The 821-nt window shown below is 68.8% G+C and carries 2 pseudogenes; both read left to right on the forward strand.

Annotated elements, in window-relative coordinates:
* A pseudogene (locus tag AC1DYI_RS37275) lies at nucleotides 1-566 on the forward strand (DUF3488 domain-containing protein); the annotation flags it as partial.
* Nucleotides 563-821, forward strand: a pseudogene (locus tag AC1DYI_RS37280) (hypothetical protein); the annotation flags it as partial. The pseudogenes AC1DYI_RS37275 and AC1DYI_RS37280, both read left to right, overlap by 4 nt.

The following is an 821-nucleotide window of genomic DNA, read 5'->3' on the forward strand; positions in this document are numbered from 1 at the left end:
CGCTGGAGGCGCCGCCCGGTTTCATCGCTGGCGCATTCGAAGCCGTCAGTCCCGACCTGCGGCTGAGCTTGCGTCGGTTTGTCGAAGGGCTCGACAACCGCTGGAACCAGTGGATCCTGGGCTACGGCAAGAGCCAGCAGTTCGACCTGATGGGCCAGCTGGGCATGCAGTCGCCGGATGTGCTGTCGCTGATTCGAGTGCTGGTGGTGTTGGTGGTCGCAGCCGGCCTGGCCGGTGCGATCTGGGCCTGGCTCGATGCGCGCCGGCAAAGCCCGTGGCAGAAGCTGCGCCAAGGCATTGCGCGTGAACTCGCACGCCTGGGTATCGAAGCCAAGCCCAGCGACACCTTGGCTGCGCTCGCGCTGCGCCTGCGGCATCAACGTGGCGCCAGCGCCGAAGCCGCCGCACAGGCCCTGCTCGCACTCAACCTGCACCGCTATGGCCGACCCGGCCATGAAGGCACGCCGCCAGGCTGGTGGCGCAGCTTCCGCGAGGCTGTTGCCGCGGCGCGCTTAGCGCCTGCGCAACAGGCCGCAGCCGACGCGCCGCCGATAATCGGGGCATGACTTTTTCGGCTGCGGGCCTGGCCCGTTCTTCATTCGGCATCGCCCCGGTCCTGCTGGCCTTTCATCTCACTGCGCTGATCAGCACGGCGCAGGCGGCGCCCCCCGCACGCGCCGACAGCGCGCCCGATGTCGTCACCTACGGCCGGCGYGAAGACCTCGTCGCATTTGTTCAGCAAGCCGCCGAGCGCCAAGGCTTCGACGCAGACTGGGCGATCGAGCAGCTGGCGCAGGCCCGCTATCAGCCGAGCGTTGCCC

The organism is Ideonella sp. P3_A4 (genome assembly GCF_056403075.1).